General features: G+C 70.9%; 11 protein-coding genes. 6 read left to right on the top strand and 5 right to left on the bottom strand.

Annotated features, from left to right (window positions below; translation table 11 throughout):
• Nucleotides 1-198 precede the first annotated feature (198 nt).
• The 3 genes from rpsT to RGI145_RS12150 all read right to left on the bottom strand — a co-directional run bounded on the left by rpsT (nt 199) and on the right by RGI145_RS12150 (nt 3,013).
• A complete protein-coding gene (rpsT, locus tag RGI145_RS12160) occupies nt 199-477 on the bottom strand; it encodes a 30S ribosomal protein S20 (protein WP_027280555.1) in 279 nt (92 codons plus the stop codon).
• A 209-nt stretch (nt 478-686) separates the two neighbouring features.
• A complete protein-coding gene (locus tag RGI145_RS12155; protein ID WP_075798556.1) occupies nt 687-1,466 on the bottom strand; it encodes an enoyl-CoA hydratase in 780 nt (259 codons plus the stop codon).
• Between the two features lie 116 nt (nt 1,467-1,582).
• On the bottom strand, nt 1,583-3,013 hold the full coding sequence (locus RGI145_RS12150) for a nucleobase:cation symporter-2 family protein (RefSeq protein WP_075798555.1): 1,431 nt from the start codon (nt 3,011-3,013) through the stop codon (nt 1,583-1,585).
• Between the two features lie 330 nt (nt 3,014-3,343).
• On the opposite strand from RGI145_RS12150, the gene RGI145_RS12145 reads away from it, so the two are divergent.
• The 5 genes from RGI145_RS12145 (at nt 3,344) to RGI145_RS12125 (ending at nt 9,952) form a co-directional block, all read left to right on the top strand.
• A complete protein-coding gene (locus tag RGI145_RS12145) occupies nt 3,344-3,772 on the top strand; it encodes an Lrp/AsnC family transcriptional regulator (protein WP_075798554.1) in 429 nt (142 codons plus the stop codon).
• Nucleotides 3,773-3,922: 150 nt separating this feature from the next.
• Complete coding sequence (locus RGI145_RS12140) at nt 3,923-5,599, top strand: glycoside hydrolase family 13 protein (RefSeq protein ID WP_075798553.1); 1,677 nt, start codon at nt 3,923-3,925, stop codon at nt 5,597-5,599.
• Nucleotides 5,600-5,747: 148 nt separating this feature from the next.
• Nucleotides 5,748-7,142, top strand: a complete 1,395-nt coding sequence (gene gorA, locus RGI145_RS12135) for a glutathione-disulfide reductase (protein WP_075798552.1) — start codon at nt 5,748-5,750, stop codon at nt 7,140-7,142.
• A 99-nt stretch (nt 7,143-7,241) separates the two neighbouring features.
• On the top strand, nt 7,242-8,624 hold the full coding sequence (locus tag RGI145_RS12130; protein ID WP_075798551.1) for a class II 3-deoxy-7-phosphoheptulonate synthase: 1,383 nt from the start codon (nt 7,242-7,244) through the stop codon (nt 8,622-8,624).
• A gap of 167 nt (nt 8,625-8,791) precedes the next feature.
• On the top strand, nt 8,792-9,952 hold the full coding sequence (locus RGI145_RS12125) for a beta/alpha barrel domain-containing protein (RefSeq protein WP_075798550.1): 1,161 nt from the start codon (nt 8,792-8,794) through the stop codon (nt 9,950-9,952).
• A gap of 52 nt (nt 9,953-10,004) precedes the next feature.
• On the opposite strand, the gene RGI145_RS12120 is transcribed toward RGI145_RS12125, so the two are convergent.
• Complete coding sequence (locus RGI145_RS12120; protein ID WP_156878503.1) at nt 10,005-10,232, bottom strand: hypothetical protein; 228 nt, start codon at nt 10,230-10,232, stop codon at nt 10,005-10,007.
• A gap of 209 nt (nt 10,233-10,441) precedes the next feature.
• Between RGI145_RS12120 and RGI145_RS12115 the strand changes: the two genes are divergently transcribed.
• Nucleotides 10,442-12,760 carry a methyl-accepting chemotaxis protein gene (locus RGI145_RS12115; protein WP_075798548.1) on the top strand — a complete coding sequence of 773 codons (2,319 nt, stop codon included), beginning with the start codon at nt 10,442-10,444 and terminating at the stop codon, nt 12,758-12,760.
• A gap of 28 nt (nt 12,761-12,788) precedes the next feature.
• Here the strand turns inward: RGI145_RS12115 and RGI145_RS12110 are convergent, their stop codons facing one another.
• Nucleotides 12,789-13,838, bottom strand: a complete 1,050-nt coding sequence (locus tag RGI145_RS12110) for a 2OG-Fe(II) oxygenase family protein (protein WP_075798547.1) — start codon at nt 13,836-13,838, stop codon at nt 12,789-12,791.
• Nucleotides 13,839-13,961 lie beyond the last annotated feature (123 nt).

The raw sequence follows: 13,961 nt of genomic DNA, 5'->3' as shown, positions 1-13,961 counted from the left end.
CGGAACCGATCAAGAAGAGTCAGAGCGGCGCTCCGACTCCGGAGTCACACTGTTGCAACGAAGCCGTGAAGAACCAACCGAAATTCGGATGGCGCCTTAAGGTCGTTGGCTAAATGCTTTGAAAAGCCTGCAAAAATTACGGCCCGAATCAGAATGATCCGGGCCGTCAACACACCTACCGGAGGTGTGATCGAATTTTTAGCCCTGCGCCGTGGCGCCCAGCGCCTTCACGCGGGCGGACAGGCGGGAGAGCCTGCGGCCCACGGTGTTGGCGTGCAGGACGCCCTTCGTGACGGCGCGCATCATCTCCGGCTGGAAGGCCTGGAAGGCGGCCTGGGCCTGGGTCTTGTCGCCGGCGGCCAGCGCGTCCTCGAGCTTGCGCAGGAAGGTGCGCACGCGGGAACGGCGGGCGGTGTTGCGCGCGTTGCGCTTCTCGGTCTGACGGATGCGCTTACGCGCAGAGGGCGTGTTCGCCATGAGCTGTACTGACTGCCGATCTGTCTGTGGAACGCCGCCACCCTCCAGGACAGGACCAAGGGGGACAGCAGAAGGTCGGGGCTTCTAGACCCCGTGCGGGCGCGAAGTCAACCGCAAACCCCCCGCGCGGCGGCTGCCGGAGGTCTCTCCGGAAGCCGCAAGGGGCGCGACGGGGAGCCTTGGAGGGAACCCCCCAGGCAGAGTGGCGTTCAGCCGCGCCCGAAATCCGGCTTCCGCTTCTCGACGAAGGCAGCCATGCCCTCGACCTGCCCCGCCGTGCCGAAGAGGCTGAGGAAGAGCTGCCGCTCCAGCCGCACGCCTTCCCGCAGCGTGGTCTCGAAGGCGGCGTTGACGGCGGCCTTGGCCATGGCGACCGAGGTCGGGGGCAGGGCGGCGATCCGCGCTGCCATCTCCAGGACCTGGGGCAGCAACTCCGCCGCCGGCACCACCCGGGCCACCAGCCCGCTGCGCTCGGCCTCGGCGGCGTCCATGATCCGCGCCGTCAGGATCAGGTCCATGGCCTTGGACTTGCCCACCGCCCGCGTCAGCCGCTGCGTGCCCCCGGCGCCGGGCAGGATGCCGATATTGATCTCCGGCTGGCCGAACTTCGCCGTGTCGGCGGCGACGATCATGTCGCACATCATCGCCAGCTCGCAGCCGCCGCCCAGCGCATGGCCCGCCACCGCCGCGATCACCGGCTTGCGCACCTGCAGGATCGTCTCCCAGCGCTGGCCGATGAAGTCGTTCCGGTACACGTCCGGAAAGCGGCGGTCCTTCATCTCCCGGATATCGGCCCCGGCGGCGAAGGCGCGCTCGCTGCCGGTCAGCACGATGGCGCCGATCTCGTCATCGGCGTCGAAGGCGAGCAACGCCTCGCCCAGTTGCGCCATCAGCGAATCGCTGAGCGCGTTGAGCGCCTTGGGGCGGTCGAGCGTGATCAGCCCCACCCGCCCCTGCCGCTCCGACAGGACCAGTTTCTCGTCGGCCATCGGGGTTCCTCCGCTGCGTGGCGGGGAAGCTGTGGCCTGCGGCCGGCGAGGTCAATCCGCCCGGCCGGCAGCCCTGCCCTCCGGACGGGGCCATGGCCGGGCGAGGCGCGGCGTCGTCAGACGTGCTCCGCCGCCGCAGCCGCCGTGGTGGCCTCGCTGCGGGCCTGCTCGCGGCTGCCCAGGCCGTTGAAGAAGGCGTTCAGGGCCACCGCGACGATGGAGGCGAGCAGGATGCCGGATTCCAGCAGCGGGTGCAGCTCATGCGGCAGGGCCCGGAAGAAGTTCGGCGCCGCCAGCGGGATCATGCCGAAGCCCACGGACAGGGCGACGACGAAGAGGTTGTTCTGGTTGTTGCGGAAATCGACATGGGTGAGGATGCGGGCCCCGGTGGCCGCCACCATGCCGAACATCACCAGCCCGGCGCCGCCGAGCACGACCTGCGGCACCGCCTCCACCAGCGCCGACATCTTCGGCAGCAGGCCGAGCGCCAGCATGATCACGCCGGCCGCCACGGTCACCCAGCGCGAGCGCACGCCGGTGATGCCCACCAGTCCGACATTCTGTGAGAAGGAGGTGTAGGGGAAGGTGTTGAAGATGCCGCCCAGCAGCGTGCCCAGCCCGTCGGCGCGCAGCCCGCGGCTCAGCGCATCCTGGTCCACCGGGCGGCCGGTCATGTCGCCCAGGGCCAGGAACATGCCCAGGGATTCGATCATCACCACGACCATCACGATGCACATCGTGACGATGGGCACGAGGTGGAAGCTCGGCATGCCGAAATGGAAGGGCGTCACCACGGCGAACCAGGGGGCGGCCAGGACGCGCTCGAAATGCATCACCCCCATCAGGCTGGCCAGCACCGAGCCCGCCACGATGCCCAGCAGCACCGCGACATTGGCCACGAAGCCGCGCCCCCACTTGATCAGCGCCAGGATCACCAGCAGCACGAACAGCGCGATCCCCAGCCCGGTGAGCTGGCCGTAATTCGGGTTGGCATAGGAATAGGGCACGCCATCGACGACGCGCGTGAGCATGGGCAGCCCGCCGCCGGCCCAGTTGATGCCCACCCGCATCAGCGAGATGCCGATCACCAGGATGATGGTGCCCGTGACCACGGGCGGGAAGAGCGGCAGCAGCCGGCTGACGAAGGGGGCCACCAGCACCCCGAAGATGCCGGCGGCGATCACCGAGCCGTAGATGCCCAGCAGCCCGACATCCGGCGTGGCGGCCATGGAGAGCATCGGCCCCACGGCGGCGAAGGTCACACCCATCATCACCGGCAGGCGGATGCCGAAGCCGGGGAAGCCCAGGCATTGCACCAGCGTCGCCAGGCCGCAGGCGAAGAGGTCCGCCGAGATCAGGAAGGCGACCTCCTGCGGCGACAGGTTCAGCGCCCGCCCGATGATCAGCGGCACCGCCACGGCGCCCGCATACATGACCAGCACGTGCTGGAGCGCGAGCGGCACCAGCTTCGGCAGCGGCATCATCCGGTCCACCGGATGCGGGGCCGTTCCCGCCCGGACATCCCCCGCCTCGACCCGTCCCGACATCAACAACCCCCTGTTTTCCCTGGTTCCGGGCGGGGCCTGGGGCGACCGCCGGATGCGAAGCTGGAACAATCCGCAAGCAAGGCTCATGCCGATGACCGGGCATGGCCGGACACGGCCATCCGCTGAGAAAACAGGCTGTCTGCCTCGGAAATGGGTCTCTTTCGCGTGAAGCTGTGGCAGGCGGGCATTGCGGTCGTCTGTCTGGCGCCCGCATTCCCAACAGGATAGAGCGCTTTGCCAGGAATCTGGCGATCCGCTGGCTCCGGCTGGCGGATCGCCTGTCCGGCGGGCCGCCGCCCGCATCTCGGCCACTCACCGGACAGGCGATCCATGGACGACACCGACCGGAAGCTCATCGCGCTGCTGCGGGACAATGCCCGCCTGCCGGTGGCAACCCTGGCCGCCTTGCTGAAGGTCTCGCGCGGCACGGTGCAGAACCGCCTGGACCGCCTCCAGGCCTCCGGCGTGATCCAGGGCTTCACCCTGCGGCTGATGCCGGAGGCGGAGGCGGAGGCGGGGCGGATCCGCGCCATCACGCTGATCGAGGTGGCAGGGGAGCGGACCGAGGCGGTGCTGCGCTCCCTGCGCGGCATGGCGGAGGTGTCGGCGGTCCACAGCACGAACGGGCGCTGGGACCTCGTGGTGGAACTGACGACCGGAACCCTGGAAGGCTTCGATGCCGCGCTCCAGCGGATCCGCCAGATCCGGGGCGTGGCGGCCACCGAGACGAGCCTGCTGCTGACCACGCACAAGATCTGAGAGCGGCCACATGGGGTGGTTCGGGCTTGATACGGCACCCCCATCCGTCATGTTGCGTTGCAATATATTCGGAGGGGCGGCGGTTTCCGACTCAACCCTGCGGTGCGGCGGATGTTGGGCGCCCCAGAACCAGCAAGCAGGACGACCGGCATGGACCAAGTCGTGACCGCGGCCACCCCCACTTCCAGCCACCCTGGCGCCGAATGGTGGCGCTCGGCCGTGATCTACCAGATCTACCCGCGCTCCTTCGCGGACTCCGATGGCGACGGGATGGGGGACCTGCCGGGCATCGCCGCCCGCCTGCCCCATGTAGCGCGGCTCGGGGTGGATGCGGTCTGGCTCTCGCCCTTCTACCGCTCGCCGCAGGCCGATGGGGGCTACGATGTCGCGGACTACCGGGACGTGGACCCGCTCTTCGGCACGCTGGCGGATTTCGATCGCCTGCTGCAACGGGCCCATGCGCTGGGGCTGCGGGTGATCGTGGATCTGGTGCCGAACCACAGCTCGGACGAGCATCCCTGGTTCCAGGCCGCCCTCCGCACCCCGCCCGGCAGCCCGGAGCGCGCACGCTATATCTTCCGCGATGGGCGCGGCCCCGGCGGGGAGGTGCCGCCCAATGACTGGCGCAGCGTCTTCGGCGGCTCCGCCTGGTCGCGCGCGCCCGGCGACAGGCAGTGGTACCTGCACCTCTTCGACCGGCGGCAGCCGGATTTCGACTGGGGCCACCCCGAGGTCCGCGCCGAGTTCGAGGGCATCCTCCGCTTCTGGCTCGACCGGGGCGTGGACGGCTTCCGCGTCGATGTCGCGCACGGCCTGGTCAAGGCCCCGGGCCTGCCGGAATGGAGCGGGCAGGCCACCATGATCGAGGGCGAGGAGCGCCGCGACATGGGACCGATGTGGGACCAGGAGGAGGTGCACGCGATTTACCGCGACTGGCACCGCGTGCTGGCCGCCTATCCTGGCGACCGGATGATGGTGGCGGAGGCCTGGGTGAAGCCGCAGTCCCGCCTCGCCCGCTATGTCCGCCCGGACGAGATGCATCAGGCCTTCAACTTCGACTACCTGACCGCGCTCTGGGACGCGGCCGAGCTCCGGCAGGTGATCGACGCCTCCCTCCAGGCGGCCGCCGCCGTGGGTGCGCCGACCACCTGGGTCCTGTCCAACCACGACACGGTGCGCCATGCCTCGCGCTACGGGCTGGCCGTGCCGGGCTCCCGCCCGCTCGGCATCGACGCGGCGGGCGAGCAGCCGGACGAGGCGCTGGGGCTGCGCCGTGCCCGGGCCATGGCGCTGCTGACCCTGGCCCTGCCGGGCTCGGCCTATATCTACCAGGGCGAGGAGCTGGGCCTGCCGGAGCACACCACGCTGGAGGCCCGCCACCGCCAGGACCCCTCCTTCTTCCGCACCGGCGGGGTGGAGACCGGCCGCGACGGCTGCCGCGTGCCGATCCCCTGGGAGGCGGAGGCGCCGGGCTTCGGCTTCGGCCCCACCGCCGCGACCTGGCTGCCGCAGCCGGAGGGCTTCCGCGCCTATGCCGCGGACCGGCAGGAGGGCGTGCCGGATTCCACGCTGGAACTCTATCGCCGCCTGCTCCGCCTGCGCCGGGAGCATGGGCTGGGGCGGGGGGAACTGGCCTGGGAGGCCGGCGCGCCCTGCGTCCTGACGCTGCGCAACGGGGCCGTGCGGGCGGTCATCAACCTGGGGGACGCGCCGGTCCCCCTGCCGGCGGGCCGCGTCCTCGCTGCCAGCCTGCCACTGGCCAGCCTGCCACTGGAAGGAGCGGCGGAGCTTCCCGGCAATGCGGCAGCCTGGCTGGAGGCGGGCTGAGCCCGCTTCCGAGAGCGCGCTTCCGGCAGACCTGCCTTGCCCCGGGGAGCGCCCCCGGGCGCCGGGGCCTTGCCCCGGGCCGCGGAAGGCCCGACCTAGGGCTCCGTGACAGGGGCGCCCTCCAGCGCCCCCCAGCCGAGGATTCCGGATGCCTTCCTACGACTTCGACCTCTTCGTGATCGGCGGCGGCAGCGCCGGCGTGCGCTGCGCCCGCATCGCCGCCGGGCATGGCGCGCGGGTGGGTATCGCGGAAAGCCGCTTCTGGGGCGGCACCTGCGTCAATGTCGGCTGCGTGCCCAAGAAGATCATGGTGCAGGCCGCCGAATACGGGCAGTGGGCGGCGGATGCCGGCGCCTTCGGCTGGGACATCGAGAACCGCGGCCATGACTGGTCCGTGCTGAGGGAGGCGCGGGACCGCGAGGTCGCACGCCTCAACGGCATCTACCGCCGGCTGCTGGAGGGCAACGGCGCCCGGGTCTTCGAGGCGCATGCCCGCTTCCTGGACGCGCACACCCTGCAGGTCGGCGAGGAGCGGGTGACCGCGGAGCGCATCGTCATCGCCGTGGGCGGCCGCCCGATCCGGCCGGACCTGCCGGGCATCGACTGCGTGATGATCTCGGACGACCTCTTCACCCTGGAGAAGCGGCCGGAGAAGATCATCATCGTTGGCGGCGGCTATATCGGCGTGGAATTCGCCGGGCTGCTGCACGCGCTGGGCTCGGAGGTGGTGCTGACCTACCGCCAGAGATGGCCTCTGCGCGGCTTCGACCAGGAACTGCGCGAAGGGCTGGCCGAGGCACTGACCGCTCAGGGCATCAAGATCAACCCGGGCGAGACCATCACCGGCTTCGGCGCGGCGGGCGACGGGCGGATCGTCGAGCTGGCCTCCGGCCGGGTGCTGGAGGCCGATGCCGTGCTGGTGGCGGTGGGGCGTGAGCCGGCGACCCAGGGGCTGGGGCTGGAGGAAGCCGGGGTGGCGGTGGACGCGCGCGGCGCCGTGGCGGTGGACGAGGACCACGTCACCAGCGTCCCGCACATCTATGCCATCGGCGATGTCACGGACCGGCTGAACCTGACCCCCATGGCGACGGCGGTGGGCCATGCCCTGGCCGACACGTTGTTCGGCGGCCGGCCGCGCCGCGCGTCCTATGACAACGTGCCCAAGGCCGTCTTCTCCTCGCCGCCAATCGGCAGCGTCGGCCTGACCGAGGAGGAGGCCGCGGCACGGGGCCCGACCGACATCTACCTCACCCGCTTCACCCCGATGCGGCACACGATCAGCAAGCGGGAAGGGCGTCGCAGCCTGATGAAGGTGGTGGTGGATGCGAAGACCGACCGCCTTCTCGGCATCCACATGCTGGGCGAGGACGCGCCGGAGATCCTGCAGGGCTTCGCCGTGGCGGTGGTGAACGGGCTCACCAAGGCGCAGCTCGACGCCACCATCGGCATCCATCCGACCGCCGCCGAGGAGTTCGTCACCCTCCGCTCCCCCGCCCGGCGCGCGGGAGATACGCAGGATGAAGGGGGGCGGGAGGAGGTCTGACCCTCCGCCGGAACTTCCCTAGGAGCTTTCCCTGGGGGCTTTCCCTGGGGGCGGAACCGCCGCTATGGTCCCGCCCCCGAAAACGGAAGCGCCACAACGATGACCAGCAAGGACTGGCACCCCGGATCCTGGCGCGACATGCCGATCCGCCAGGTGCCCGACTACCCCGACAGCAACGACCTCGCGGCCGCGGAGGCGAAGCTCGCCTCCTTTCCGCCGCTGGTCTTTGCCGGGGAGGCCGACCGCCTGACCGCCCGCCTCGCCGATGCCGCGGAAGGCCGCGCCTTCGTCCTCCAGGGCGGCGACTGCGCAGAATCCTTCGCGGATTTCCGGGCCGACAACATCCGCGACACCTTCAAGGTGCTGTTGCAGATGGCGGTGGTGCTGACCTTCGGCGCCTCCCTGCCGGTGGTGAAGCTGGGCCGCATGGCCGGGCAGTTCGCCAAGCCGCGCTCCTCCGACACGGAAACGCGCCATGGCGAGACGCTGCCCTCCTATCGTGGGGACATCGTCAACGGGCCCGAATTCACCGCCGCCGCCCGGGTGCCCGACCCGTCGCGGATGGAATTCGCCTATCTGCAATCGGCGGCGACGCTGAACCTGCTGCGCGCCTTCGCCACCGGCGGCTTCGCCGACCTGAACCAGGTGCATCGCTGGAATCTGGGCTTCGTGGAGCGCTCGCCGCTGGCGGAACGCTACCAGGACCTCGCGGCGCGCATCGACGAGACGCTGCGCTTCATGAAGGCCTGCGGCATGGAGAACGCGCCGCAGCTCCACGAGACGGAATTCTACACCTCGCACGAGGCGCTGCTGCTCGGCTACGAGCAGGCGCTGACGCGCGAGCCCTCGACGCATCCGCGCCGGCACTATGCCTGCTCGGCGCATTTCCTCTGGATCGGCGACCGCACGCGGCAGCCGGACGGCGCGCATGTCGAGTTCCTGAGCGGCGTGGCCAACCCGATCGGCTTCAAGGTCGGGCCGACCACCTCGGTGGAGGACCTGCTGCGGCTCACCGAGCGGCTGAACCCGCGCAACGTGCCGGGGCGGCTGACGCTGATCACCCGCATGGGCGCCGGCAAGGTGGAGCAGCATCTTCCCGCCCTGGTGCGCGCGGTGAAGGCCGAGGGGCGCAAGGTCACCTGGATCACCGACCCGATGCACGGCAACACCGTGCCGGCCGGCGGCTACAAGACCCGCTCCTTCGACGCCATCCTACGCGAGGTCCGGAGCTTCTTCGACGTGCACCAGGCCGAGGGCACCTGGCCCGGCGGCGTGCATGTGGAGATGACGGGCGCCGACGTGACGGAATGCCTGGGCGGCGCCCACCGTCTGACCGAGGCCGACCTGTCGCGCTCCTATGCCACCGCCTGCGACCCCCGCCTGAACGCGGAGCAGTCGCTGGAACTGGCCTTCCTGGTGGCGGAGGAACTCAAGGCCCGCCGGCCAGGCACGAGCAGCCTGCCGCTCCAGGCCGCGCAGTAGCTTCAGCCCCGCCGGGGCGGTGCGGATCTGCATCGCCCCGGCGGCATGGGCGCTCTCCCGGCGGCATGCCACAGTCGGTCCCGCCGGGCGGGGCGATGCTGCGGCCGGGACGACGCGCGGTGCCTGTCATGCCGCGCGGGACGATGGATCGAGGGAAGGACAGAGGCATGGCGGAGCCCCCGGCAGGACCGGCCCTGAACAGGGCGGAGATGGACGCGGAGATCACCGCCCGCACCGACAGCTACTTCAACCGCACCAGGGCGATCGTGGCGGCGCATGGCGACTGCCGCGTTACCTATGCCGTCTTCCTGCGCCGCCCGGTGATCTCCGCGCCGCGCCTCGCGCTGGAATGGCTGCGGCGGGTGACGGCCGAGCGCGGGCTGGATGTGCAGATCGACCTGATGCATCCCGAGGGGAGCTGGGTCGGCGCGGGCGATCCGCTGCTCTATCTCACCGGCTCCTTCGTCGGGCTGGTGGATCTGGAAACGCTGCTGCTGCAGCAGGTGGGGCCGCCCTGCGTTGCCGCCCACAACGCCTACCAGATGTGCCTGGAACTGCCGAAGACCCCCTTCCTGGCCATGGATGCCCGGCACTGCGCCGGCGCCGACATGCAGGAAATGATGGCCTATGCCGCCGCCACCGGTGGCAATGCCGCCCGGCAGGAAGGCGCGCGCGGCTTCGTGGGCAATGCGAGCAACGCCACCGCGCACTGGTTCGGCACGGAGGCCGGGCTGGGTACGATGCCGCATGCGCTGATCGGCTATGCCGGCTCCACCCTGCGCGCCGCGGAGATGTTCCGCGAGACCTATCCGGACGACGACCTCACCGTGCTCACCGACTATTTCGGGCGGGAGATCACGGACGGGCTGGAGGTCTGCCGCCGCTTCCCGGATCTCGCCGCCGCGGGCCGGGTCTCGGTACGGCTGGACACGCATGGCGGCCGCTACCTGGAAACGCTGGACCCCGGCGAATCCTACGCGGTTCTGGAGCGCAACATGCCCGGCGCCATCCGCCGCTACCGCACCGAGGAGGAGTTGCGCTTCCTGGTCGGCACCGGCGTTTCCGCCGCCGCCATCTGGCGGATGCGGGAGGCGCTGGACAAGGCCGGCTTCCCCAAGGTGCGGATCATCGCCTCCTCCGGCTTCTCCGTCGCCAAGTGCCGCGTGATGGCGGAGGCCAAGGCGCCGCTCGATGTCGTCGGCACCGGGTCCTTCATCCCCGACCGCTGGAGCGAGACCTACGCCACGGCGGATATCGTGGCCTATGACGGCGTGCCGCGGGTCAAGGTCGGGCGCGAGTTCCTGCTGCGCGCGGCCAATCCCGGCTGAGGCGAGGCGCCGCAGGGCTTCCGCCCCCGGCGGAGCCTCCGGCCTTTCCCGGTCAGAAGAGCGAGAAGCTTCTGGCGGTGTCGAGGATGCCCGGCCCGAAATGCCGGTAGGCATCCTCCATCAGCCTGACGGTCAGGACCGTCAGCGCGACCACGATCATGCCCAGGGCGGTCCTCGTCCCGGTCTGGGCCACCTGCAGGGCCTGCATGTTCTGCGCCGTCCCGGGCCTGCCGACCTGACGTGACCACAGGTGGAGCCGCTGCTTCCACTCCTCGAGCATCCTGCATAACCCCACAATCATAGTGAATGGCGGCCCCTCGCTCCCGAAGTTTGCCATCGGTCCATGTTGTGAGAAAGAGGGTAAATTTTGAAACGCCGTATGCCATGTCAGCCTTCCAGGCCGGGACTTCTCGGTGGGCACCGTCCGGCATTCACCGGCATTTCACCTTTCCACCTCATCCTTCCCGCATTTGAGTGCTGGGGGTTTGGATGCGCCTGTATCGTGATCTTTCCGTGGGGCGGAAGCTGGCCGTCTCCGCCGGGCTGACGCTTCTTCTCCTGGGAATGCTGCCGGCCGTGATCTGGCAGGAGGTCGGTTCCATCGGACAGCAGGCGGAAGAGTTCTCGCGGGCCAACAGGACGGCGCTGCATCTCAACGACCTGTCCGACACGGTCCAGGACGTTCCGGCCCTGGCCCTCACCCTGCGCGCGGCTCAGACCACGGAGGCCGTGCGGGATGTCAGGGAACGGGCACGGAACCTGCTGCGGCGAGCGGAGACGCAGGGGGAGGATCTGCTGCGCGACGTGCCGGACGCGCTGCGGGGAAGGCTCGGGGAGCTGCCAGCGCTGTTGCAGGCCTATGCCGGCGCGGTCGATGACATGGCCAGCAGCCGCCAGCACCTGCTGCAGGCGCGCGACGACCGCTTCTATCCCACCAGCGGCGCCATCGATCAGGCGCTGGAAAGCGTCTTCGGCGCCATCGAGTTCGACACGGACAGCAATTCCGCGGCCACCGAGCTGCGGGACCGGATGACGAGCTTCCAGAACGCGGTGAACGACATCCGCTTCGGGCTGCAGCGCTTCCTGATCACGCAGGACGGCCAGCAGTCGCGCCGCATCCGCTCGGCCATCGCGCAGCAGAGGGTCCATCTGCAATCGGCCCTCAACGTGCCGATGGCGGAGCGGCTGAAGGAGGATGTGAGCAAGGTGGGCCGCCTGGCGGGTGAGATGATCGCGGCGACGGAGGAGATCCTGGGATCTGGCGAGGCGCTGGAGGGCATCATGGTCCAGAAGGTCCAGCCCGGCGCCCGGGCCCTGCGGGAGATCGGCGACAGCGCCGGCCAGACGCTGGCCCAGCGCGTCGTCCAGGCGGATGCGGGGGTGGAGCGCTCGATCCAGCGGCTGTGGAAGCTGCCGCTGGTCCTGGGCGGCATCGTGGCGCTGCTGCTGGTGCTCTCGGGCTGGATCAATGCGCGCGCCATCGGGGCGCCGATGCGTCGCCTCGCCGCGGCGGTCGCCGCCATCGCCGTCGGCGATGTCAGGCAGCCCGTGCCCGACCGCGACCGGCGTGACGAGATCGGGGCGATCGCCCAGGCGCTGGAACGGCTGCGCGCGGTGGCGGGCGAGGCTTTCGCGCGCGGGCAGATGATCGAGCAGTTGCCGGTCGGCATCATGACCGCCGACCCGAAGGACGAGTTCCGCATCACCTATGTGAATGCCGGCATGACCGCGCTGCTGGAGCGGCTGCGCGGCGTGCTGCCCTGCGCGCCGGAGGCGGTGAAGGGCCAGAGCATCGACATCTTCCACCGCCACGTGCAGGACGCGCGCGCCATCCTGTCCGACCCGTCGCGCCTGCCCCACCGCACCCGGGTCACGCTGGGCGGGGAGGTCTGCGACCTGAGGGCCACGGCCATCATCGATGCCGCCGGCGGCTATGTCGGCCCAATGCTGAGCTGGACCGTGGTGACGGAGCAGGCGCGGCTGGCCGATGTCTTCGAGGCGGAGGTGAGCCGCCAGGTGGAGGGCGTGGCCAGCCGCGCCGACGAGCTGCGCCAGGCGGTGACGGCGGTCTCCGCCTCCGCCGCGGATTCCGGCGAGCGCGCGCGGGAGGTGGCCGAGATCTCGCGCCAGTCCAGTGCCGATGTGCAGGCGGTGGCGGCGGCGGCGGAGGAGATGGCCGCCAGCGTGAGCGAGATCACCCGCCGCGTCGGCGAGGCCGCGACCGTGGCGGGGCAGGCGGTGAGCGAGGTGCAGTCCACTGATTCCATCGTGCGCTCGCTGAGCGAGGGCGCCAGGCGGATCGGCGACGTGGTGCGGCTGATCTCCGACATCGCGGGACAGACCAACCTGCTGGCGCTGAACGCGACGATCGAGGCGGCGCGGGCCGGCGAGGCGGGCAAGGGCTTCGCGGTGGTGGCCGGGGAGGTGAAGGGCCTGGCCGCGCAGACCGCCCGCGCCACCGAGGAGATCACCGCGCAGATCGGCCAGATGCAGTCGGCGACCGCCGAGGCGGTTTCCGCCATCCAGGGCATCGGCAGCACGGTGGAGCGCACCAGCGAGATCGCCACGGCCATCGCGGCGGCGGTGGAGCAGCAGGGCAGCACGACGCGCGAGATCGCCCGCTCGGCGGCGCAGATGGCGGAGGGCAGCGGCATGGTGGCCGATGCCATCGGCCAGGTGCAGGGCGCGGCGGAGCAGACCGGCGCGGCGGCGGCGCAGATCATGGCCGCCAGCGGCGACCTGTCCGAACGCGCCGCCAGCCTGCGCGCCCAGGCGGGCAGCTTCCTGGGGGCGATCCGGGCCGCGTGACGGCCGGGTGGGGCGCCGGACGGGGGGCTCAGCCCTGCATCCGGACGGCGCCCTCCTGGCCGGCACCGCGCTGGCGGATCATCTCCTGCTCCGCCTGCGCGCCCTCGGCATCGGTGAAGAAGGTGAAGATGGCGAAGCGGCGCCCGCGCGTGACCGGCAGGGCCTCGTGCAGTAGGTCGCAGCAGAACACCGCGCCGCCGCCGGCCGCCGGCGCATACCGGTCGGGGCCGAATTCGGGGAAGGTGAGGGTGCCGCCGTCGTAGTCCATCCCCTGGCTGTTCAGGTTCAGGCTGAGCGCGAAGCGGCGGTGCCGGGTGAAGGGGGTACGGTTGTCGCGATGCGCACCGAAGGCCCCGGCATCGGCGGAATCGTAGCAGCCGATGCGAGGCGGCTCGAAGCTCGCGGCGCGGAAGCGGAAGGCACGCATCATCTCCGGCAGCACGCGCCGCTTCAGGCGCTCGGCGAAACCCGCATAGAGCTGCCGGTCATCCAGCGCGACATCGGCGCGCCGCTTGATGCCGGCGGCGGCCTTGGCGGCCCCGGCGGCGCTGGCCACGCGGTCCTTCATCTTCTCCCCGGCCTGCCAGTGCCGCAGCAGGGCGGAGACCAGCGCCGGCTCCAGGATGTCCGGGATGATCAGCACCGGGGCCGGGGTGCCACGCAGCACCGGCGGGGCGGGCGGCACCAGCGTGTCCAGCACCTCCTCCAGCGCCCCGGGACCGGCCGCGACATGGCCGATCTTGCCGCGCGCCAGCAGCACCGCCGCGCCGCCCTCCGCCCCCAGGCCAAGCATGCCGGCGAGTTGCCGCTCCGGATCGAAGACGCGGGACAGCGCTTCCTCGCGCAGGATGCCATCCGGCGGCGCGGCCTCCACCAGCACCAGCATGGCGCCGAGGGCACGGGCCTTGCGCTCCGCCTCCAGCAGCGCCGCCTCCGCCGGGAAGGGCGGCAGCAGCAGGATGCGGTGCAGGTGGGCGATGGACTGGTGCGACACGTCCCAGGCCCCGCCCTGCGCATCCGGCAGGGTCAGCGCGGCGACGAAATCCCCAGGGCTGAGGCGCGGCAGGGTCTGGCTCATGCCCGGGTTTGTCCCGCGCCGCGGCTGGGGATGGCAAGAGGGCGGCACCAGGGGAAACAGCGCGCCATCGGCAGGGGCGCATGGCAGGCGGGGACATTGGAATGGACAGCGATGCTGACCTGC

Origin of the sequence: Roseomonas gilardii, assembly GCF_001941945.1 — a bacterium.
Taxonomy (GTDB): domain Bacteria; phylum Pseudomonadota; class Alphaproteobacteria; order Acetobacterales; family Acetobacteraceae; genus Roseomonas.
This window is presented reverse-complemented; position numbering and strand designations above follow the sequence as displayed.